The organism is Pseudoxanthomonas sp. 22568 (genome assembly GCF_052044485.1).
Lineage (GTDB): Bacteria > Pseudomonadota > Gammaproteobacteria > Xanthomonadales > Xanthomonadaceae > Pseudoxanthomonas_A > Pseudoxanthomonas_A beigongshangi.
This window is the reverse complement of sequence record NZ_JBQENC010000003.1, coordinates 58,714-76,932: the sequence shown is the minus strand read 5'-3', so window position 1 is coordinate 76,932 and position 18,219 is coordinate 58,714. Positions and strand designations below refer to the sequence as shown.

Annotated in this window: 16 protein-coding genes; 10 read left to right on the top strand and 6 right to left on the bottom strand. The window is 66.0% G+C overall.

The window, feature by feature from the left end:
• Nucleotides 1-21: 21 nt before the first annotated feature.
• Entirely contained in the window at nucleotides 22-900 is an 879-nt protein-coding gene (locus ACTJI2_RS04590) for an alpha/beta fold hydrolase (protein ID WP_440841255.1), read from the top strand.
• A gap of 27 nt (nucleotides 901-927) precedes the next feature.
• A complete protein-coding gene (locus ACTJI2_RS04585) occupies nucleotides 928-1,650 on the top strand; it encodes a glutathione S-transferase N-terminal domain-containing protein (RefSeq protein WP_440841254.1) in 723 nt (240 codons plus the stop codon).
• Nucleotides 1,651-1,725: 75 nt separating this feature from the next.
• Here ACTJI2_RS04585 and ACTJI2_RS04580 read toward each other — a convergent pair whose 3' ends face one another.
• Both ACTJI2_RS04580 and ACTJI2_RS04575 read right to left on the bottom strand, forming a co-directional pair.
• Complete coding sequence (locus ACTJI2_RS04580) at nucleotides 1,726-2,013, bottom strand: hypothetical protein (RefSeq protein ID WP_440841253.1); 288 nt, start codon at nucleotides 2,011-2,013, stop codon at nucleotides 1,726-1,728.
• 46 nt (nucleotides 2,014-2,059) lie between these two features.
• The gene (locus ACTJI2_RS04575) at nucleotides 2,060-2,203 is read right to left on the bottom strand and encodes a hypothetical protein (protein ID WP_203323041.1); all 144 of its coding nucleotides are present in this window, start codon (nucleotides 2,201-2,203) and stop codon (nucleotides 2,060-2,062) included.
• 558 nt (nucleotides 2,204-2,761) lie between these two features.
• Between ACTJI2_RS04575 and ompR the strand changes: the two genes are divergently transcribed.
• Genes ompR through ACTJI2_RS04555 form a run of 4 tightly spaced genes read left to right on the top strand, consistent with a single transcriptional unit; the run spans nucleotide 2,762 to nucleotide 6,977 of the window.
• Nucleotides 2,762-3,484 (top strand): osmolarity response regulator transcription factor OmpR, encoded by a 723-nt coding sequence (gene ompR, locus ACTJI2_RS04570; protein ID WP_440841252.1) that lies wholly within the window; start codon nucleotides 2,762-2,764, stop codon nucleotides 3,482-3,484.
• Entirely contained in the window at nucleotides 3,481-4,785 is a 1,305-nt protein-coding gene (locus ACTJI2_RS04565) for an ATP-binding protein (protein WP_440841251.1), read from the top strand. Before ompR ends, ACTJI2_RS04565 begins: the two co-directional genes overlap by 4 nt.
• Nucleotides 4,786-4,787: 2 nt before the next feature.
• Nucleotides 4,788-5,651: an alpha/beta hydrolase gene (locus ACTJI2_RS04560; RefSeq protein ID WP_440841250.1), complete on the top strand. Its 864-nt coding sequence runs from the start codon at nucleotides 4,788-4,790 to the stop codon at nucleotides 5,649-5,651.
• 60 nt (nucleotides 5,652-5,711) lie between these two features.
• Nucleotides 5,712-6,977 (top strand): outer membrane protein assembly factor BamB family protein, encoded by a 1,266-nt coding sequence (locus tag ACTJI2_RS04555; protein WP_440841249.1) that lies wholly within the window; start codon nucleotides 5,712-5,714, stop codon nucleotides 6,975-6,977.
• A gap of 110 nt (nucleotides 6,978-7,087) precedes the next feature.
• Here ACTJI2_RS04555 and ACTJI2_RS04550 read toward each other — a convergent pair whose 3' ends face one another.
• Complete coding sequence (locus ACTJI2_RS04550; protein WP_440841248.1) at nucleotides 7,088-9,013, bottom strand: glycoside hydrolase family 9 protein; 1,926 nt, start codon at nucleotides 9,011-9,013, stop codon at nucleotides 7,088-7,090.
• 133 nt (nucleotides 9,014-9,146) lie between these two features.
• Between ACTJI2_RS04550 and ACTJI2_RS04545 the strand changes: the two genes are divergently transcribed.
• From ACTJI2_RS04545 to ACTJI2_RS04530, 4 genes are all read left to right on the top strand, one after another.
• On the top strand, nucleotides 9,147-10,397 hold the full coding sequence (locus tag ACTJI2_RS04545) for an ROK family transcriptional regulator (protein WP_440841247.1): 1,251 nt from the start codon (nucleotides 9,147-9,149) through the stop codon (nucleotides 10,395-10,397).
• Nucleotides 10,398-10,458: 61 nt separating this feature from the next.
• Nucleotides 10,459-11,406: a carbohydrate kinase family protein gene (locus ACTJI2_RS04540; RefSeq protein ID WP_440841246.1), complete on the top strand. Its 948-nt coding sequence runs from the start codon at nucleotides 10,459-10,461 to the stop codon at nucleotides 11,404-11,406.
• A gap of 16 nt (nucleotides 11,407-11,422) precedes the next feature.
• Nucleotides 11,423-12,640: an MFS transporter gene (locus ACTJI2_RS04535; RefSeq protein ID WP_440841245.1), complete on the top strand. Its 1,218-nt coding sequence runs from the start codon at nucleotides 11,423-11,425 to the stop codon at nucleotides 12,638-12,640.
• A gap of 67 nt (nucleotides 12,641-12,707) precedes the next feature.
• A complete protein-coding gene (locus tag ACTJI2_RS04530; protein WP_440841244.1) occupies nucleotides 12,708-15,377 on the top strand; it encodes a TonB-dependent receptor in 2,670 nt (889 codons plus the stop codon).
• Nucleotides 15,378-15,467: 90 nt separating this feature from the next.
• On the opposite strand, the gene ACTJI2_RS04525 is transcribed toward ACTJI2_RS04530, so the two are convergent.
• The 3 genes from ACTJI2_RS04525 to ACTJI2_RS04515 form a co-directional block, all read right to left on the bottom strand.
• Nucleotides 15,468-15,899, bottom strand: coding sequence for a CBS domain-containing protein (locus ACTJI2_RS04525; protein WP_192198467.1), 432 nt, complete (start codon nucleotides 15,897-15,899; stop codon nucleotides 15,468-15,470).
• A 274-nt stretch (nucleotides 15,900-16,173) separates the two neighbouring features.
• Nucleotides 16,174-16,710 (bottom strand): GFA family protein, encoded by a 537-nt coding sequence (locus tag ACTJI2_RS04520; RefSeq protein WP_440841243.1) that lies wholly within the window; start codon nucleotides 16,708-16,710, stop codon nucleotides 16,174-16,176.
• A 69-nt stretch (nucleotides 16,711-16,779) separates the two neighbouring features.
• The gene (locus tag ACTJI2_RS04515) at nucleotides 16,780-17,742 is read right to left on the bottom strand and encodes an alpha/beta fold hydrolase (RefSeq protein ID WP_440841242.1); all 963 of its coding nucleotides are present in this window, start codon (nucleotides 17,740-17,742) and stop codon (nucleotides 16,780-16,782) included.
• Nucleotides 17,743-18,219: the final 477 nt, after the last annotated feature.

Genomic DNA, 18,219 nt, shown 5'->3' with positions numbered 1-18,219 from the left:
CGCACCCACCGGAGAGTCCAGATGCGTGGTCTTCGCCTGTTCGCGTTCACCCTTTCGCTGCTGCCGTGGCTGGCCTGCGCCGCGACGCTCCCCTCCCCCACTTCCCTTCCCATCACCGCCGAGATAACGGGCACCGGTACGACGGATCTGGTGCTTGTTCCCGGCCTGTCCGGTGGCGATGTTTCCTGGCAGGAAACCGCGGTGCGACTGTCGGACCGGTATCGCGTGCACAGGCTCCGGATAGCCGGACTCGAAGGGCCCGTTGGCGATGCTCCCGCACCAAGCAGTATCGGCGCGGTCGCCGAAGCGCTGACGAGCTATATCCAGCGGAATTCGTCTCGTCCCGTCATGCTTGTCGGGCATTCGGCCGGCGGCGTGGCGGCGCTGATGGCCACGCTCCGGCAGCCCGATCTGGTGGCGCGCGTCATCATCGTGGACGCGCTGCCCTTCATGTCCGCCAATCGCGGCGGCACGAGCGTGGACGAGGAACTGCGCGGCAAAGTCGGCGCGGAGGTCCGAGAGATGCGCGCGGAAAACACGGCGGACTTCGAAAAGCGGATGCGGACGCAGGCTTCGTCCGCGGTGGGCGATCCGGACACCGCCGCCCGAATCGCGCAAGGCGGCGCACGCAGCCATCGAGACACCTACGCCGCGTTGTACGAAAGTCTTTCGACCACGGACCTGAGAGCCGAAGTCGCCAGCCTGCGCCCGCCGTTGACCGTCATCTTCGCCGACCAGTCGCCCCTTGGCGCGCCCGCCGGATACATGGCCCGCCGCTACCGGGAGCAGTATGCGAGCAGCCGGGCCACGTTGGTGGAAGTCACCGATGCCCGTCATTACCTGATGCTCGACCAGCCGCGCGAGTTTGCCGAGGCGCTGGATGCGGCATTGATGGATTGAACCGAGCCGGCATAGCGTGAGGGTGGCATGGCACTGCTGATCGGCGAGGTGTTCTCGCCCTGGACGCGCAAGGCGCGATGGGCGCTGGACTACTGCGACGTGGCTTATCGCTACCAGGAGTACGTCCCGTTCCTCAGCGAGCCCGGGCTCAGGCTCAGGTTGCGGCAATGGCATGGCAAGGTGTCGGTTCCCGTGCTGTTGACGGACACGGGGCCGGTACGTGGCTCGTTCGAAATCGCCCGGTACGCCGCGCTGGCTTCGGGTGATGATCGGCTGGGCGATTTCGACCGGATCCGGTTCTGGGATGACATCAGCGAGGTGGGCCTGGCTGCCGCCAGGACCCGTGTGGTCAGGACCATCGCGGAGCATCCGGACGCGCTCGACGAATCCCTTCCCCACCTACCTTCGCGACTCAGGCCCCTGCTCCGCCCGATCACCCGCCGCGTGGTGAACGCACTGGACCGGAAGTACGCGCACTTGTACGGGGCCGGCAACCACCGGAACGCGCTGTTTGCATTGCGCCGCGGTTTGCGCGAATCCGGAACGGGGTTCGTCCTGGATGCCTTCAGCTACGCCGACATCACCCTGTGCGCCCTGCTGGACGCGGTGGTCCCCGAGGCCGATGCCGTGTTTCCCGGCGAAGCGCAGCGACGCTGCTGGCAGGACGACGGTCTGGCCGATGAGTTCGCAGATCTGCTTGTCTGGCGGGAACAGCTGCGCCCGTATCGCGCTTCCCCGCCTGTCGTCTGAATGCGGTGCGTACCGCCACCTGCTTCCCTGCTGGCCACCCGTGAGGGGAACACCCGTTCCCCCCACGGGTACTAGCTAGCGTTGGCCGCCGCGTCGTCTTCCGGCCAGTTCGCTGGCCGCCGCGCGGAGTTCCTCGCGTGAAATCCTGTCGTCGCGATCCGCATCGATGCGATCGAAATGCTCGGCCAGCCTAGGCAAGGAAGCGTCGGCCTCGGCACGACTGATGTAGCCATCCTGATCCGTATCGGCGGATTGCAGGCGTTCCTGGAGCGCCTGCTTGCGCGCGCCGCGACCTTGCTGCGCATCCGCGGCGAACGAAACCAGCAACAAGCTCGCGAGCAGGGTGAAATGAATGCTTTTCATGGATGGGATCCTGTCTACGGGAATTCAACGTTCCGGGTTGTCGCAATCAGCGCTGGCGGCAGGGCGCGGGATCGCCATTGGCATCGTGGCAACTCCCGGAGTAGCTGACCTTTCCGTCGGAGAATGCGAGCGAGCCGTCGTAGTGGCCGCCATCGCGCGTGGTGAGCGTGGTGGCGCGGGTGCCGGACACGCTGCCGTCCGCGCTCCGGCTGATGCTGCCGGAACGGTCGACGCCCGCCCCGCCGGGACCATGGAGCGAGATATCGCGCTGACGACTCGCATTCCCGGCGTGATCGCGCTGGCTGGAAGTTTGATAGCCGGCGGTCCCGCCCCGATGACCCTGTGCCGAGCCCTGCCGATTGAGCGAGGCGTTTCCATGCCCGTCCGCCTGCCAATGGCGGCTCCGCCGGGACTCGAAACGGGCATTCGAACGGGCCGCTTCAACCTCGCCGGCATGCGGGCTCCGTTCCACATGGCGGAAACGCTCGCGTCCGACAGCCCACTGGCAACTGGCCAGTGCTATCGCGAAAACAAACATTCGGGTCCAAACAGGGACTGTGTTCATGGTGGTTCCTTCGGGTAGGGGTTGGCCGGGAATTCCGGCGCATCCACGCTAATCGCGCTCCGCTCCCTCCATCGCACGCAGATGTAAACCGCCGTTTCTCCCGGGCGTTCCAGAAACATCCGCTTACAAATCGGCACCGGTTCCCCGCTGCCGGCGACCGGCATTGCCGACATAGTGACCGCCATGAACGAATCCACGCCGTCCCGCATCCTGATCGTCGATGACGACGCCCGCCTTCGCGAGCTGCTGTGCCGTTATCTGCGCGAATCGGGCCTGCATGCCAAAGGCGTGGCCGACGGCAGGGACATGGACGTCGCCCTGGGCCGTGATCACTACGACCTCGTCGTGCTCGACCTCATGCTGCCGGACGAGGACGGGCTGGCCCTGTGCCGCCGGCTGCGCTCGCAGGACGACGCCGTTGCCGTGGTCATGCTCACCGCCAAGGGCGATGACGTGGACCGCATCGTCGGGCTGGAGATGGGCGCCGACGACTACATTCCCAAGCCGGTCAATCCGCGCGAACTGGTGGCGCGGATACGCAGCGTATTGCGACGTTCCCACCGCGTTCCCGGCGCTCCTTCGCCCGAGGCCGGATGCCTGCGCTTCGGCGCGTTCACCCTGGACATGGCGGCCAGGACGCTGCATCGCCATGGACGCCCCCTGCGGATGACCGGAGGCGAATTCGCCGTGCTCTCGGTGCTCGCGCGCCATCCCCATACCACCCTGAGCCGCGACCGCCTGATGAGCCTGGCGCGCGGCCGCGGCCTGGAGGTAATGGGCAGGAGCATCGACATCACCATCGTCCGCCTGCGCAAGCTGGTCGAGGAAGACCCGCGCCGGCCACGCCTGATCCAGACGGTATGGGGTGCCGGCTATGTGTTCGTCCCGCCGGCGGAGGAAGCATGATTCCGCGCATGATTCCGCGCATGACCCCGCGCATCAACCGGCCATCGACGGTGTTCGGACAACTGGTGGCGGTCATTTCGCTGTGCCTGCTGGGCGCGTTCGTGCTGACCTTCCTGCTGGTCCGGGAACTGTGGGTGCGTCCGGCGGCGGAACAGTCCTATCGCGTGATGGATGGCTTTGCCAGGACCGTGGAGACGCTTGCCCGGAAGGAACCGATCGACACCACGGTGAGCCGCCTGCAGGCCGCCGGCCTGCGTTTCCAGACCGCTCCGCCCGTGGACACGCGGCCCCGGATCGCGCCCTACCTGCGTGAACTGGCGTCGCTTTCGGGGGCCGGGGATGTGGCGCCGCGCGAGGTCCGGATTGCGGACGGCCCCGGCGGGCGACCGGTCCTCTGGCTCAGGCTGCGGACTGAGCCTTCATTGTGGATTTCATTCGCGCGCGAACGGGCGCAGGGCGAGGTGCGCTGGCTGCCGCTGCTGATCCTGCTGGCATGCGCGCTCGCGGTGCTGGTGGCGGCGGGATGTTTCGCCCGCAGGCTGGTCATCCCTCTGCGCAGCCTGGCGCAGCACGCACCGGACGTGGTGCGCGGCGAATGGCCGCGCCTGCCGTTGCCCCAGGCTTCGCGGGAGGTGGCGGAACTGGCGCAGGCGCTTGGCCGGGCGGGCGATGACCTTCGCGCGATGATGGACGATCGCAACCTGATGCTCGCCGGCATATCGCACGATCTGCGCACGCCGATGATGCGGTTGCAGTACGCGGTGGAGTTGCTGCCGGGAACCGATCCGGAACTGCGCGCGGGCATGCATCGGGATATCGAGGAGATGGACGACATCCTTGGACAGTTCATCGCCTATGCCCGCGATGGCAGGGATGAAAACAATCGCACCCTCGATCTGGCGGCCATCTGCCGGCAGGTTGTCGCCGCCTCCGGCGTGGATTGGCAACTGCAGGTTCCCGACCAGGCGTGGCTGCGCGGGCGACCGATGGCCCTGCTCCGGGCGCTGGAGAACCTGGTGACCAACGCGCTTCGGCACGGTGCCCCGCCGTATGAACTGCGGCTCCGGCGGGAGGGCGATGCGTGGTGCGTCGACGTCATCGACCACGGTTCGGGCATGCCGCCCGGTCATTCGCGCGAAGCCCGCAAGCCTTTCGTCCATGACGCCACGCGCGGTGGCAGCGGCCTGGGCCTGGCCATCGTCGAGCGGATCGCGGCCCAGCACGCGGGCGATCTCCAACTCGGTTCCCACCTGCCACACGGGCTGCGGGCCACGCTGCGGCTGAAATCCAACCTGGAGTGACCATGCGCCTTTCGACATTGCGTCCATGCCTGCTGGCGGCCCTCCTCGCCTTCATCGCCTTCCTGCCACCCGCGAGCGACGCGGCCGAAACCGATCTCCCCGCGGGTACGCGCGTGCTTGCCGACGTCGCCTACGGGAACGACGCCAGGCAAAGGTTCGATGTCTACCTTCCCGCGGAAACCAGGAACGCGCCGGTGCTCTTCATCGTCCATGGCGGTGCGTGGCGCAATGGCTGGAAGGATCATCGCGGCCTGATTGCGAACAAGGCCGCTTACTGGATTCCCAAGGGCTACGTGATCGTCTCGACCGACTATCGCCTGCTCCCCGAGGCGGATCCACGGGTCCAGGCCGAGGATGTCGCCCGCGCCATCGCGAAGGCACAGGAACTGGCACCGGCCTGGGGCGGCGATCCGGCTCGTTTCATCCTGATGGGCCATTCGGCGGGTGCGCACCTGGCACTGTTGCTGGCGGCGGATCCCGCACGCCTGGCGAAGCACGGGGCACGCCCGCCACGGGGTGTCATTTCACTGGACAGCGGCGCGGTGGATGTCGTCGGAATCATGCGGACCGTTCCGCATCCCGCCCTGTACGACGCGGCATTCGGTGACTCCCCGTCGTACTGGCAGGCGGTATCGCCGCATCATCTCCTGGCCCCCGGAGCGCCGCCGATGCTGCTGGTGTGCGCTTCGCGTCGCCAAGGCGCCTGTCCGCCTTCCTGGCGGTTCTCGCGCAAGGCGACATCGCTGGGCGTCCGCGTGGAGGTGATGGAACAGGATCTGTCCCACATGGCGATCAATCGGGAACTCGGCCTGCCGGGCGTCTACACGGAGCAGGTGGATGCCTTCATTGAACGCATCGACAGATAGGCGGCCCGTACAACCCGCGCTGCACACGTCCGAGCCATTTCTTTCGAGGAGTTTGACGTGATGGAGCTGTCGGCCCTTGCCCTGGGATTTGTCCTGGCCGCACCCGTTGTCGTTCCGGAACGGGATCCGGTGTATGCGCCTGGCTGGTCGGCCACCCATGCCGATGCATCGAACAGCGACTACAGCCTGGTGCCGGGATCCGCGCGCATCGTCCACGCGTGGTCCCGTTCCTTCGAGGGCATGATCAACCTGGGACCGACCAGTGATGGCCACGGGCAACTGTATGTCACCACCAGCGGACCGGGCTGCCGGCTGCACGCGCTGGATCGGGCGACCGGCCGGACACTCTGGTGCACCGATGCGCTGGACCGCCTCGCGTTGGCTTCCTCGCCGCTGCTGGACGCGGATCGCAATCTGTACATCGCCGATGGTGCGTCGATGCATTCGTTCCGGCACGACGGCGGCAAGCGCTGGGAAACACCCCTCATCGGATTCCCGTTGTCGGCACAGTTCACTGCCGATGGCGATCTGGTTTTCATCACCCATGTGGGTGTCATTTACCGCCTGGACCGCAGGACCGGGAAAACCGTCATCGATCCCCTTGAACTGATCCCGGATCCCGTCTTCGACCCCTCCTGGGACGCGCTTGCCTGCATGCGTGGAACCCGGGCATGTCCGAGCGCCAACACGCCCGCGCTGGATCGGCGCGCTGGCAGGTTCATCTTCACGTTCTGGGCACCGGAGTCACCCGCGGCCGGTGTCCGTTCGATGAAGATCCTGGCCGGCGCGGACGCCAAGGGCATCACCGCCGATTGGACCCATGACACGCTCCCGGGCGGGAGCGCGGCCAGTCCGAGTCTGTCGGCGGATGGCAGCCGGGTCTACCTGACCGACAACAACCAGCGCTTGCTGGCACTCGATGCGCGTACCGGCGAGCGCGTGTGGAGCATCGACATCGGCTACTCCGCGGGCGGCAGTCCCTCGGTCTCGCCCGACGGCATCATCCTGCCCGCCGGCGGTGGCGATGCTCCCCTCATGGCCATTCGCGATCTGGGAAACCAGCCGCGCGTTCTATGGCGCAGGGACGACCTGCAGAACCGGGGCATCGCGACCCAGGCCGCAGGTCACCTCGCCTACGCAACGGTGGCCAATGGTGGTGGCACCCTGGATCTGGTGGTCGTCGACGTCCAGACCGGCAAGGTTCATGACAGGGAACATCTGCCTGGAAAACCGATGTTCACCGTCGGAACAACCGTGGATTCGGATGGCACCGTTTATGTCCCGACCATACGTGGTGGGCTTCACGCCTATGTGCCTGTCCAGTAGCAACCGTCTACCGCGATGACGCGATAGACAAGCGCCAGGCTCGGCATGCGGACTGCACCCGGACGCGGAAAGCGATCAAGCCTGCCTGGACGAACTCCCTGCCGCGCCAATCAATGCGCGGTACTCCTGGTATCGGATGCCGGGCTGTCCACGGCAGACGCCGGGGCTGCCGGACGGGAATCCTCGCTCATCGCCATCACCGCGAACAGCATCCAGGTGGTATGCGGAATCCATTGCTCCACCCAGCGCCATTGTTCCGAGTCCGGACCCGGTGCGAAGGTGATGCCGGCGCCGGTGTCGCTGCCCACCGCCCCGGTGATGCCGTTGGAGATGCCGCCCACGAACATTTCGCCGGCGCTCTCAAGGACCGTGGGCGGGTTCTTCTGGCCGAAGCCATACAGCATGGACATGCCGTACGGATTGCGGCCCAGCGTCCAGTCGAGCTGCGCCTGCGCATAGCCGGCCTGCTCGCCAGACAGGCCGTATCCGGCCTTGCCATCGGCGGCCAGCTTGCGTCCGCCGATGACCATGGCCGCGCTGAGCGATGCCAGGCGGGCGCTTTCGCCCTGCCACCAGTAGCCGGTTTCATTGCGGTGCGGAATGAAGAATCCTTCCAGCACCTCGCCCGCGGCCTTGCCGTCCTGCGTGAGCTGGAAGCGCTGGCGGGCATAGCCGTACGGATTGGACACCGCCTGGGTGATGGCCAGTTCGTGTTTCAGCGCTGAAGCGATGGCGTCCAGTGCGCGCTGGCGGCGCGCCTGTTCCGGTTCGATATCGGCATAGGCGGACAGACTGATCACCGGCAGGCCGGCTTCGGCCGCATGGTAGTAAGGACGGCTGCCGCCATCGCTGATGAAACCACCATCGGCCTGCTGGCGCGCCATCAGGCTGGCGGCGCGCTCGCGCGCATCGTCGAGATAGCGCGGCTGGCTGGTGGCGTTGTGCAGTTCCACCAGCGCCATCAGCGCGGTGTAGTCGTCGATGATGTTTTCCTTGCCGTCGGCGCAGTACTGCGGGTTGAACTCGCGCAGATGCGCATAGGCGCGCTCCGCGTCGGCCAGATAGGTCGCGCCGTCGAATTCGCCGTGACGTCCGGCCTGTTTGGCCAGCATCGAGGCGCGCGCGAGCGCCGCGATCGCCATGCCGCCGCCGGCGCGGAACGCCGAGCGATACAGGGTGGTATAGGTTCCCGCGGCGCCCTCGTAGCCGGTGACCATGCGCTTTGCGCCGGGTGTGCCCCACTGGTCGAACACCGTGGTGTAGAAGTAGCCCTCCGCGTCCAGTATGCGGTGCAGGTAATCGGCGCCCCAGAACGCCTCGTCCTCGACCTGCTTCTGCAGGCCGTGGGCGGCGAACAGTGCCTTGCGCGTATCCGCGCCATAGGCCAGCACCCAGACCGCCATCGACGCCTGCTGCGGATTGAAGTGATTGGCGTAGCCGAGATGGGACAGGTACTTGCCCTTGTCGCCGCCGGCATCCTGCCAGCCGCCCCACACGTTCACCCGGCGCGAGGTCTGGAAGATGGGCAGATCCCGATCCGCGTCGTCGGTATGCCGGCTGCGCTGGAAGTAGCCGAGCAGCTGCGCGCTCGTGGTGGCGAAGACGGCGTTGTCGCGTACCGCCACCGGCGCCGACAGCGCATGCTGCCCACCGATGCGCGCGTCCACCTGATACCGGCCGCTTTGCTCGGCATCGGAAAAATCGACGCTGAAATAGCGCTTGCCCGAGCCCCATTCGGTGAATGGTTGCAGCGGCCGCAGGTCGCCGTTCCGCACCGGCTTGCCATCGACCAGCACCGTGTAGCTGCCCTTCGTGGCCTCGCCCGTGTATTCGACGATGGCCTGCTTCGGCCCCCGCCGCTCCAGCGCCACCTGGTTGATCTGCACCAGCAGCGGTTCGCTGGGCAGGCTCACCGACACCGTGGTCGCCGGCTTCTGCTCCGAGGCGGGCGCTGCGTAGGCCTGGGCGGACAGCGCCGTCGCCAGCGCGGCCACCAGGAGAACACCGGTCTTGCAGGAAGGCGGCAATCGGGTCATTGGCACGGTTCCGGATAGACTAGCGTCGCAACTTAGCCACGGATTCGGCCGCCGTCAATAAATATTTCACATGGATGTATAAATATAAGGGTATGCACCTCCCCTCCCCTACGCTCAACCGGTTTCAACGCCTATGAACATTGGCCGCGGCGCCACCCAGCAGTCCAGCGCCCCCTACAACCGCCGCCTCGTGCTGGATTTCATCCGCCAGCATGGCGCGGCCTCGCGCAAGGACATCCAGGAAAAGGTCTCGCTCAGCCCGCAGACGGTAGCCAACATCACCAATGAGCTGGAGTCCATCGGCCTGATCGTCTCGCGCCGGCAGAAGGACCTCAAAACCCGCGGGCAGCCGCCGATCGCCTTCGAAATCAATCCCGACGCCGGCCAGTCCATCGGCATCAGCCTGGAACCGGGCCGTGCCTCGGGTGCGCTGGTCAATCTGGTCGGCCGGATCGACGCCCGTTTCGAAGTGCAGTTGCAGGGCTGCGACCGCCCGCAGCTGCTGGCCGGGCTGCTGGAACTGGTGGCCAACCTGCGCCGGCAGGCCAATGCCCGGGTCTGGGGCATCGGCGTGGCCCTGCCCGGCCCGCTCGGCGATACCGAACTGAGTTTCGTCGGCCCCACCGCGCTGGAGGGCTGGAAGGATCTGTCCATCCTCGACCAGTTGCAGGAAGCCACCGGCCTGCCGCTGTTCCACAGCGTCGACAGCGTGGCCGGCGCGCTCGGCGAGACCCTGTACGGCGTCGCCCGGCACCTGGACAACTTCTTCTACCTGCACCTGAGCATGGGCCTGGGCGGCTCGCTGATCGTCGGCCGCAACCACTACCGTGGCGCCGACGGCAATGCCACCGAGATCGGCCACGTGCCGGTCGTGCCCGGCGGCACACCCTGTTACTGCGGCAACCAGGGTTGTCTGGAGCGCTACCTGTCGCTGCACTCGCTGGCCGAGGCGCTGGGCATGGACGACGGCCAGATCCGCACATCGGACCTGCTGGATCGGCTGGACGACGCCAATGACCAGCCCTTGCAGCAGTGGTGCCAGCAGGCCGCCCAGCGCCTGCGCGACGCCATCTGCATGATCGAGAACCTGCTCGACCCGCAGACCATCGTCATCGGCGGCTTCGCGCCGCAAAAGCTGGTCCGGCGCCTGGTCGAACTGGCCCAACCGCTGCACCGCTCGGTGCGCGGCCGCCCCGCGCCGCAACTGCCGCGGGTGATGATTTCCCAGCGCGAGGAAGACTGCTCGCTGCTGGGCGCCGCCGTGCTGCCCATCCATGAGCTGCTCTCGCCGCGCCTGCAGGGCGTGCAGAAGGACGATCCGGGCGACATGCAGGCCGCGGAACTGCTGGGCCACCGCCCGGCCAATGGGGGGCGTCGAATTTAATTAAACTTCCACTGGATATTTTTATTGACAGGGAAGAATCGGGCTGCCTATAGTCGGCCCCATGAAGCACGATCAGCCCCAATTCAGCATCATCGGCGATGTCAGCGTGGACCTGGTCCTGGGCACGTTGAACAGCTGGCCCAAGATTGGCACCGAACAGTTGCTGCCGCGCAGCGAGCTGCGTGCCGGTGGCTCGGCGGCCAACTCCGCCCTGGCGGCGCGCCACCTTGGCCTGAGTCCCCGCCTGATCGGCGCCATCGGCAACGATGACCTGGCCCAGTGGCTGCTGCTGCAATTGGCCGGCATTCCGGTCGATCTGCAAACCTGCGCCAGCGACACCACCATGTCGGTCGGATTGATGCACGCCGATGGCGAACGCACCTTCTTCACCAGCTGCGGGCACCTGCAGCACCTGACCCCGGCCTTCGTACTCGAACACCTGCCGCCGGCGCCGGCCGGCAGCATCGCCCTGTTCACCGCCCCTTTCCTGCTGCCGGGCCTGCGCGACGACTACAGCCAGTTGCTGGCGCAGGCGTCGGCCAGGGGTTACCAGGTGGCGCTGGATCCGGGCTGGCCACCGGAAGGCTGGACGCCCCGGGTGCACGAGGAAGTCGAAGGCTGGCTGGTCCATTGCGACCATCTGCTGATCAACGAACTGGAGGCGATGAGCATCGCCGGCACCCAGGACCTGACGATCGCGGTGCAGCGCGTGGCCCGCCTGCTCAAGCCCGGCGCCCATCTGATCATCAAGCTGGGTGCGGCCGGCGCGCTCGGGCATGTCGACGGACAGAGCACCCACTACGCGATCGAAGTGGCCCACGGGATTTTCGACACGGTGGGGGCCGGCGACAGTTTCAACACCGGCTACCTGGCGGCGCGGTTGAACCAGGCCGGTCTGCACGATGCGCTCGGTGCCGGCTGCCGGACCGCCGCGGCGATCCTGCCGCGCTTCCCGCGCAAGACCATCGCCGCGGGTGAACTCTCGCATTGCCTGCACCCGTCTCCCTGATCCCGGAGCCACGACCATGAAGCACCGGCCGCTGATCATCAGCTACATCCTCCTGATCTGGTTCGCGATCTCCTTCATCACCAACCTGATCGGGCCGTTGATGCCCATCGCCATCCAGGACTTCAAGCTGAGCCTGACCATGGCCGGCTTCATGCCATTTTCCTTTTTCCTCGCCTACGGCCTGGTCTCGATTCCGGGCGGCATGCTGATCGAGACCCGTGGCACCCGCTACACCCTGTTCGCCGCCTTCGCGCTGAATTTCCTTGGCGCGCTGGCCATCGCCCTGCTTCCCGGCTATGTCTCGGTGGTCGCCGGGTTGTTCGTCATCGGCCTCGGCATGGCCCTGCTGCAGGTGGTGATCAATCCGCTGATGCGCACCGCTGGCGGCGAGGAGCACTTCGCGTTCTTCTCGGTCATGGCGCAGCTGGTATTCGGCCTGGCGTCCTTCCTCAGCCCATTGGTCTTCAGGCTGTACATGCAGCGTCCCGGCGTGGAGGGTCAGCCGCTGGCCTGGCTGACGTTCTACTGGTACTTCAGCGCCGCCTTCGTGCTGCTCGCCCTGCTCAACTACAAGCTGCCGTTGCCGGCGGTGGAACTGAAGGAAGACGAACGCGCCGGCAGCCGCGAAGCCTACCGCAGCCTGCTGCGACGTCGCGACGTGCGCCTGTTCTTCCTGGCCATCGTCGCCTATGTTGGCACCGAGCAATCCATCGCCAACTGGATGTCGCAATTCCTGCACAGTTATCACGGCCTGTCGGCCACCGAACACGGCGCCGTCGCCGTCAGCCGCTTCTGGGGGCTGATGTCGCTGGGCTGCCTGGCCGGACTGGGGCTGCTGAAACTGCTGGATTCGAAGCTGGTGCTGGCGATTTTCTCACTCCTGGCCATCGCCTGCCTCGCGCTCGCCCTTTTCGGTTCCGCAGCCGTCTCTCCACTGGCGTTTCCCGCTGCGGGCTTTTTCTTGTCGGTGATGTTCTCGGTGATCTTCTCGCTGGGACTGAACTCGGTGCGCCAGCACCACGGCGCGTTCTCGGGAATCCTGTGCAGCGGCATCCTCGGCGGCGCCATCGTGCCGCTGCTGATCGGCGTCGTCGCCGATCACTGGGGCCTGCGCGTGGGCCTGTCGCTGGTCTTCATCCCCCTGCTCTACATCCTCAGCGTCAGTGCCTGGGCCAGGCCGCTGGTGCGCAACCAGACGCTGTATTCCGCGAAAAACACCCCCGCCTCGCCCTGATGGGCAATCACACCAGCCACTGCGCGGGCCCGACCGCCCCGAGTCGCCGTACAACCAGGAGCCAATGATGAAAAAGCATCCCAGCGCTGTTCGACCGACCGGCATCGCCGCCGCGGTGGCGGCGGTATTGCTCGGCTGTGCCACCGCCCCGGTCCTGGCCCAGTCCAGCACGGATGGCGAGGACAAGCAGGCCAGCCAGGGCGAACCCACGACCACCCTGCAGACCGTGCGGGTGTCGGCCACGCGCCTGGAATCGGATCTGCTGAAGACTCCGGTGACCGTCACCGCGGTCACCCAGGAAACGCTGACCCGCGAAGGCATCCGCGACGTGCGCGGCCTGTCGGGCAAGATGCCCAACCTGCAGATCGCCGCCGGTCCGGATTCCGGCGTGCAGGTCACCATCCGCGGGATCGGTGCCAACAACTTCACCGAGATCGGCGACCCGGCCGTGGGCCTGCATGTGGCCGGCCTGTATTCCCCGCGCCCGCAGGGCGCGCTGGCGCTGATGTTCGACGTGGACCAAGTCGAAGTGCTGCGCGGGCCGCAGGGCACCCTGTTCGGCCGCAATTCGACCGGCGGCAGCATCAACATCATTCCGGCCAAGCCGCGCTTCGACTCCAGCTTCGGCAGCACGGAGATCGAACTGGGCAGCTACAACCTGCGCCAGATCAACCTGATCCAGAACCTCGCCGTCAACGATCGCTTCGCCCTGCGCGTGGCCGCCACCAAAATCGAGCGCGATGGCTGGATCGACCAGCAGCAGGACTTCACCGACGTCAACATTCCGGAACGGGGTTTCATCGCCGACGGCATCCCGGACGTGGACCAGCGTCGCAACGTCAAGGTCCCGCGCAGCAAGTACTACTACAACCGGGACGAATGGGCGGCCCGCATCGCCGCCCGTTTCGCCATCACCGACGATGTCGAGTGGCTGCTGGCCTATGAAAAGTTCCAGAACTCCGGCGCCGGCCAGGTGGGGCTGAAGGACTGCAAGCAGGCCGCTGGCACCCGCTTCGCCTGCACCGGCGGCAAGTGGGACGTGAAGATCAACGTGCCCGGCCGCACCGACATGTCCATCGACACGGTGCGCTCGAACCTCAACTGGTATCTCAGCGACACCAACAGCATCGAGTACAGCGTGGCGTTCGCCAGGCAGAAGCGCTTCCAGATCTCCGATGACGATGGCGGCTACCACGAGATTCCCTCGCAGGTCACCGCGACCCTGCCGGTGCCGGCCGAAGGCGACTGGGGCGTCTGGCCGGTGCGCGACAACACCTCCATCACCCTGGATTCGGAGTACAAGTCGTTCGTCCACGAACTGCAGTTCAAGCACCAGGGCGAGCATCTGAAGCTGGTGTCCGGCCTGTTCTGGATGCACGAGAAGAACTCGATCGACTACGCCCAGGAAATGCTGGTCAATGCCCCGTTCGGTTATCCGATCAGCCAGTTCTATCACCAGCCCAACCGCCAGATCGACGCCAAGGCGATCTTCTCGCAGGCCGACTGGCGCTTCGCGCCCACCTGGACGGCGACCTTCGGCGCGCGTTTCAGCCGCGATTCCAAGACCGATCGCGGTGGCCAGGTGTATGGCGGCTGGGACAGCGAATCGACGGCCTACTACAACGGGCTGTACGACCCGGGCACGCCGGGCGAACCCGGTTTCCGCCCGCACAACGGCCGTGACCTGACCGAAGGGATGGGACCGTTCGCCGGCATCGGCGCCTACCGGCTGTGGGGACCGCCGGCGGAAAACGCCCATTCCGATTCGTGGCGCAAGTTCACCTACCGCCTGGGCCTGACCAAGGATCTGTCGGACAACGAAATCCTGTTCACCTCGCTGTCCACCGGCTACAAGGCGGGCGGTTTCGGCGACAAGGACGACGCCTGTGACGGCAAGGTCTGCGTGGACGGCCCCGCCGGCCCGCACTACACCTTCTTCCCCTACCGGCCGGAAACCGTCACCAACCTGGAAGTCGGCTACAAGGGCCTGCTACTGGACAAGCGCCTGAGCTTGTCGGTCACCGCCTTCTACAGCCGCTACAAGGACATGCAGGTGACCGGCGACTTCTTCGCCGCCAAGGTGATTGTCAACGAGCCCTGCCCGGAATGGGATCCGACCTGCGACGTGGTCAAGAAATGGCAGACCGTCAACGTCGGCACCGTGAACATCCCGGGCGTGGAAGTGGAGTTCGACTACCTGCCCACGGCCAATACCCGCATTGGCGGTTTCTTCTCGTACATCAACAGCAAGATGAAGGACTATCCCACCTTCAGCGACGAGTGGAACTGCGGCGTGCGCGAGGAGTTCGGCGCGGTGCCCTGCCCGCCCCCCTACAACGGTCCCAATCCCGAGCTGGCGGGCCGGCAGATCTACGACATCACCGGCAACCACCTGCCGCTGACCCCGAAGTTCACCGCCGGCGTCAACGTGGCGCACACCTTCCGGTTCGGCAACGGCTATGAGCTGGTGCCCTGGATCAACGTCAAGTGGCAGGACAAGATGTACTTCACCCTGCGCAACCTGGACAACGCGCACGTCTCCGATGCGCAGGAAGCCTACGCCACGGTCGATGCCAGCCTGAGCCTGCAGTCACCCTCGTTCTGGCGCGCCGAGTTGTACGTACTCAACGCCACCGACAAGATGACCAAGAACTGGGCCGACGATGCCGGCGGCTTCATCCGTGCCTACTGGAATGATCCGCGCACGGTCGGCCTGCGCGTCCGTTTCGACTACTGAGACCGTCGGTGCCGATGCGCCGGCATCGTCACGGGTTGCTCCAAGAAACCGCCCGAAAGGGCGGTTTTTTTTAGTCTCGTGCCGCGCCAGTCAATGCGCGGCGATGTAGATGTCGCGCAACACGTCCCGTTCGAGCGAGAGTTCGTCCAGCCGGTTCTTGACGATGTCGCCCAGGCTGACGATGCCCACCAGCTCATCGTCGCTGATCACCGGCAGATGACGCCGGCGCGCATGGGTCATCATCGACATCGCCTGTTTCAGCGTGCTGTCGGGCGTGATGCTTTCGATGGCGGCATCCACCAGCCGGCTCAGCGGCCGCTCGCCGGCCTGCGCGCCGTGTTCCGCCAGCGCGGCCACGACGTCCTGTTCGGACACGACGCCAACCGGCTGCGCCAGGCGGGTCACGACCAGCGCCGCGATCTTGTGGGCGGTCATCTTCCTGGCGGCGGCGCCGATGGTATCCCCGATATCGATGGTGACCACATCGCCGGGCTTGGACTTCAGAAGTTCACGAATTTTCATGGGGGTCTCTGGCTGTTCGGGCTGCACCCATCCGGCGCGTTACCCGTGTTGTGTATCCGGACTCTATGACCTGCCCATCCGCCTCACTAGACGGCCCGAAGGGAATTCACCCTTCCACGGATGTGGGCAATGCGCGAATCCCTACACGCGGCGAGTGGTCCGGAACGCCATCCTGCGCCGGCGGCGCCACCGCAATCCAGACAGCCCTGTCTTTGCGGCAGGCGTCGGTTCAGTTTTCCGCATCGATGCTCCTTCCCGCGTCTCCCGCCTGATCTCAGGCATGGATCTCGCCGCCGACCTCGATGCGGGGACTGCGGAACCCCATGGCGATCCATGCGTTCAACAACCGGGCGAAGAACGAGAACGACTGGCGCTTGAAGTTGGGAACGTCGGCGGGCAGGAACGACGCGTCCGCCAGATCGCCGGTCATCGTGCGCATCTCCAGTGGCGGCAGCGTGGTATCGGGCCACAGCCCCCCATAAAGGCTCAACCAATGCCCGCCCTTGAATTCGAGGAACACGGGCGTATTGCAGCAGGACGCGAGAACGCGCCGGGTGCTGGCGTCGGACGACAGCCGAAAGGCCTTCAGGCGGTCCATGCCGGCGACAAAGCGGATGCGGTCTTTCCGGTAGAGAACGAACCGCGTCCCGCCCAGCGGGTCAAGCAGGGGCCGCGCGCAGGCCAACCGTTGCAGTCGCACGCCGGCGGCACGGCAACTGTCGCAATGGCATGCGACGCTGGTGATGGGCTCTCCCCGGAGGGTCAGCTTGAACTGTCCGCAAGCGCAAGCGAGGCTCGTGGTCGGCGACATGTCTTTCCTTCCGTCGTGGATTCCATTCTTCGACGAACGGGCTGATCCGATTTCGACACGGTGATCGCGTTACGAAACACCCCAGAGCGCCCGCGCCTCCCCGGCGACCACCTCCGGCATCTCTTCCGGCCAGAACAGCCTGCCGCCCTCGACCCACCGGACCCCGCGGCTGCCAGGCAGGGCCTGGTCGAGCCAGTTCGCCCAGCGGACCGGAAACAGCGCGTCCGCCGTGCCCCAGACCATGCGCGTCGGCGTGTCCAGGCGCCGGAGTTCCGGTTCGATTGCCAGCAAGGGATTGGGCTCGAGATCGGCGAGATAGCGGTTGAGTTGCGACTTGCGCAGCGGCGACGACACGAGCGGCTTGAAGTAGTACTCGATCGTTTCGTCGGTGACGTTCGCGGGCGTCATGTAGGCCGACCCGATGATGCCCTTGTCCGAACGGGCGTAGACGCGATCGTCCAGGTGGCGCTGCATCTTCGGGTCATAGTTGCCGGCCTTGGCCGCGTTGATCGAATTGCGCATCTGTTCCGGCGGGCAGTTCTCGTGGACGTCGCAGTTGGTCAGCAGCATCGTCCGGACCCGTTCCGGATGTTGCACGGCGAAGAGTTGCGCGATCGTTCCGCCGCTGTCGTTGGCGACGAGGTCGACGGACGAAACGTCGAGATGGTCAAGGAAGGCCACCAGCATGTCCGCCTGCGCCTGCGGGGAAAGATCCTGTTCCCCGGAGACCTCCGTATAGCCCAGTCCCATGAAGTCCGGCGCGATGCATCGCCGATGCGGCGCGAGGCGTTCGAGCGAACCGCGCCAATGGAAGCCGTTCAACGGAAGGCCGTGGAGAAACAGGGCCGCCGGGCCGCTTCCGACTTCCACGTGGGCGATGCGTCCGAACCGCGTGTCGGCGAAACGGCGCAGCGCGGTAAACGCCGCCGCGTCCAGCGTCGTCCCTTCCCTGCCCGGCGCCATCCGGTACGCGCTGAGGGCGGCGGTACCCGCAATCGCCGCGCATGCCTGCAGAAAGCTCCGTCGTTTCATCGTGGTCCCCTATCGTCAATGGCGTTGTCGGTCGAAGAAAATCGTGGCGTCGCCCGCGCGGTGATCCCCTGCGGATAGTCGCCCCGATGCATGCCGTGGAACCCGTGGGTTGGCTGCCTTCATCATCACCGGTGCCCGCTGGCGCGACCACGCGAATGCGTGCCGGCAGGCCAAGGCAGGTTGATGGTCGAACGCCTATTGATCGCGGGAGGGGCGGTGCCGGAGCGCCCGTTCTCGCGACAGCCGAAGGGTGTCCCCCATGACATGGGAGGCAGGGGGAATGGGTGAAATGGGCGGATTCCCGTCCTCGTCCGCACCGTCTTTCAGCGGTCTGTTGAAGCCTCCTTCCCGGCCGGATTTTTCACCTCCGGATGGCTGTTCCCTGGCGCCGATGGCCCGAAAAAGAACTCATATGAAACGATCCAAATGGCCTGATTGCGTTCAAATTCGCGAGCAAAGTTCCAATTTTCTTAAATG

What these genes read in the sequence shown, in the direction of transcription:
- ACTJI2_RS04540 (WP_440841246.1), top strand. Translation starts at nt 10,459, where the DNA reads ATGAAGCACGATCAGCCCCAATTCAGCATCATCGGCGATGTCAGCGTG.
- ACTJI2_RS04585 (WP_440841254.1), top strand. Translation starts at nt 928, where the DNA reads ATGGCACTGCTGATCGGCGAGGTGTTCTCGCCCTGGACGCGCAAGGCG.
- ACTJI2_RS04515 (WP_440841242.1), bottom strand. Translation starts at nt 17,742, where the DNA reads ATGAAACGACGGAGCTTTCTGCAGGCATGCGCGGCGATTGCGGGTACC.
- ACTJI2_RS04565 (WP_440841251.1), top strand. Translation starts at nt 3,481, where the DNA reads ATGATTCCGCGCATGATTCCGCGCATGACCCCGCGCATCAACCGGCCA.
- ompR (WP_440841252.1), top strand. Translation starts at nt 2,762, where the DNA reads ATGAACGAATCCACGCCGTCCCGCATCCTGATCGTCGATGACGACGCC.
- ACTJI2_RS04535 (WP_440841245.1), top strand. Translation starts at nt 11,423, where the DNA reads ATGAAGCACCGGCCGCTGATCATCAGCTACATCCTCCTGATCTGGTTC.
- ACTJI2_RS04545 (WP_440841247.1), top strand. Translation starts at nt 9,147, where the DNA reads ATGAACATTGGCCGCGGCGCCACCCAGCAGTCCAGCGCCCCCTACAAC.
- ACTJI2_RS04525 (WP_192198467.1), bottom strand. Translation starts at nt 15,899, where the DNA reads ATGAAAATTCGTGAACTTCTGAAGTCCAAGCCCGGCGATGTGGTCACC.
- ACTJI2_RS04560 (WP_440841250.1), top strand. Translation starts at nt 4,788, where the DNA reads ATGCGCCTTTCGACATTGCGTCCATGCCTGCTGGCGGCCCTCCTCGCC.
- ACTJI2_RS04555 (WP_440841249.1), top strand. Translation starts at nt 5,712, where the DNA reads ATGGAGCTGTCGGCCCTTGCCCTGGGATTTGTCCTGGCCGCACCCGTT.
- ACTJI2_RS04530 (WP_440841244.1), top strand. Translation starts at nt 12,708, where the DNA reads ATGAAAAAGCATCCCAGCGCTGTTCGACCGACCGGCATCGCCGCCGCG.
- ACTJI2_RS04580 (WP_440841253.1), bottom strand. Translation starts at nt 2,013, where the DNA reads ATGAAAAGCATTCATTTCACCCTGCTCGCGAGCTTGTTGCTGGTTTCG.
- ACTJI2_RS04520 (WP_440841243.1), bottom strand. Translation starts at nt 16,710, where the DNA reads ATGTCGCCGACCACGAGCCTCGCTTGCGCTTGCGGACAGTTCAAGCTG.
- ACTJI2_RS04590 (WP_440841255.1), top strand. Translation starts at nt 22, where the DNA reads ATGCGTGGTCTTCGCCTGTTCGCGTTCACCCTTTCGCTGCTGCCGTGG.
- ACTJI2_RS04550 (WP_440841248.1), bottom strand. Translation starts at nt 9,013, where the DNA reads ATGACCCGATTGCCGCCTTCCTGCAAGACCGGTGTTCTCCTGGTGGCC.